The organism is Herpetosiphon gulosus, from assembly GCF_039545135.1.
Taxonomy (GTDB): Bacteria; Chloroflexota; Chloroflexia; order Chloroflexales; family Herpetosiphonaceae; genus Herpetosiphon; species Herpetosiphon gulosus.
In genome coordinates this window covers 1-2,251 of the sequence record NZ_BAABRU010000079.1, presented here as the reverse complement: position 1 = coordinate 2,251, position 2,251 = coordinate 1, and the positions used below count along the sequence as shown (strand labels likewise).

Annotated in this window: 2 protein-coding genes; both read right to left on the bottom strand. The window is 55.9% G+C overall.

Annotated features, from left to right (window positions below; all coding sequences use genetic code 11):
* The coding region (locus tag ABEB26_RS26795) for an SUMF1/EgtB/PvdO family nonheme iron enzyme (protein WP_345725160.1) at positions 1–1,102 on the bottom strand (1,102 nt) is incomplete at its 3' end.
* Positions 1,103–1,170: 68 nt separating this feature from the next.
* On the bottom strand, positions 1,171–2,251 hold a 1,081-nt coding region (locus tag ABEB26_RS26790), incomplete at its 5' end, for an NACHT domain-containing protein (protein WP_345725159.1).

Below are 2,251 nucleotides of genomic sequence, written 5' to 3'. Positions count from 1 at the left end.
ACCAGCTTACATCAGAAACTGGTTGATTTTGATATTTCTTTTCCAGTTGCATTTTCCATATGCCTGGCTCAGTACGTTCCCGAGCTTTTTTCCATATCAATCCGCGATCCGTCCAGTAATCGTCATTCGTATAACCGCCCGCCTCAATAAACGCGCGATATTGCTCAACCGTGACCATAAACCGCCCAACCCAGTAGGATTGAAGCTCGACCGTTGTTGCTTGTTCTGTTTCCTTCCAACCGCCAACGTGATAGCGGCCCGCAGGGACATACCGCCAATAGTGCGTACCTTCGCGGCCAAACTGTATGGAAAGTTGGCGCGTCTCTTGTTGCCATTGCTCAATGGTCACTGGGTAGCGCGGGTCGCCCAAGTCTGCGAGAAGTTCAGCAGCTTTTTGACGCTCATGCACCAGCAGCGGCGCTGGCTCCATCGCTTGACCTTTGTAATACGCCAGCGCCGCTTGGGCATGGGCGTAGTCTTCAAGCAGCTTAACCAGCCCCACTCGCAACCGTCGCTGGATACGATCCACCTTGATCTGCTTGCCGCGCAACAAGCCCCAATCGCAATCCGCGCCCAACTCAGCCGCCAAGATCAAATCGCGATACCAGTCATACTGGTGCATCTCTCCCGCTTCATAGGCATCGGAATCAACCAAGGTTGTTAGGATTTGGTCAATTTTAGCGCTGCCAAGACTCGCTTTCGTCAGGCAGCCAACCCCTAAAAAGATCGGTTCGCGCCAGCGGTCATCGCGGCGTAACGCCAACAACTGATCGAGTGATTCATAAAATACTAAGTGGCGACCTGCACTCTGCTCTTGCAAGGTCACGTGGGCAAAGGCATAGACCGTCCCATCATCCTCGGGCTGGAGTAAACCGCTGCATTGATCGATATAGGCAAGACAGCGCTCCGCCGCCCGATAGGGGTCAGCCACATTCACCCGAGCAAAATACTCCATCAAAGCAAATTGGAGTTCGCGTCTCGGAATCCGCCCCCGCCCATCCGCCGATGTGGCCGTTAAGTGCGCCTGATAGCATAACCGATCCAATACCTGATCGCGCACCTCGTCGCCGGAGATCCGGTCATCGCCAACCGCCTGCCCCAAGTTCTGCCCGTTGCGACTCGTGGTGTCCCACTCGCCCAACAGTTGTTTCAGGATATCCGTCGTACAGGCTATGGCGGTCGCGTGGCAACACGCCCTTGCGAGCCAGCACAAAAATCATCATACTCAAGCAGCAAGGGATTTTCCGCCATGTCCCGTAAGCGACGGCGGTGGAGGTCATGCAACGCTTGCGTCAGCTGCTCGCCATAGCGCTCAATCGCCTCTTGCTCAATCAGGCCTTTCGCATGCAACAACGGAAACCATGTGCTGATAAACTGGGTCATTTGGTCACCGCTCAACGGAGCCAACTCAACCAATGGCCACTGCGTGATCTGGCGATAGTCTTCTGTCCATGCGCGGGAGCGGCAGGTAATCAGGATACGGGCAGGATAGGCATTGGCAAACACGCGCACAAAGGTCAACAGTGAGCGGCGATCAAGGCTGTGGTCAGTGGCTTCCAGTGGCACTTCATCCAAGCCATCAAACACCAACAAGACCGTGCGCGAGCGATCCAGTCCAGCACTTAAAAGCTCACGCGGCTGCTCAAGCCCATAGGTCGTTTGCAGATGGGCACACACCGCATCGAGCAACAGCCCAATATGGGGTGTGTTGTGCAACCCGAGATCCTTCCCAACCAATGCGCCTGCTACCGTGCGCAAGGACATAAACACGGGCAACACGCGCCGTTTGTCATCCCAGCCCAGCAAGCCCGTATGGTGATTAATCTGATCCAGACCGCGCTGGGCCAAGGCCCACACCAGATGCTTGGCGAAGGTCGATTTGCCGCTGCCCGGTGGGCCACACAGCACGAGGTAGGGGTGTTCCAAGACGGTTTCCGTCGCCAGTTCCGCCCGCAGCAACGCCACGTGACCATCTCGCTCACCCACCGCAATCACGGCGTGATCGGGCAAACAGTGATCAGCGCCCAGCTCCTTGGGAATTTTAAACCTGTGTTGCTGATACGCCTCGACTTCTTCCGCCGTGAGTTGCCGCACGACCCGCTGCCGTCCCTGCACCGCCAGCAACATCAGTATGTCACCATTTCTCGTTTGAACGCTAAAATCATCACTGGTTCCCTGATCGGGTATGCTTGGGGTGCTATCCAACCAATCAGACCCAGGAGAACCAGTGATGACCGCGTTGACCAGTTTA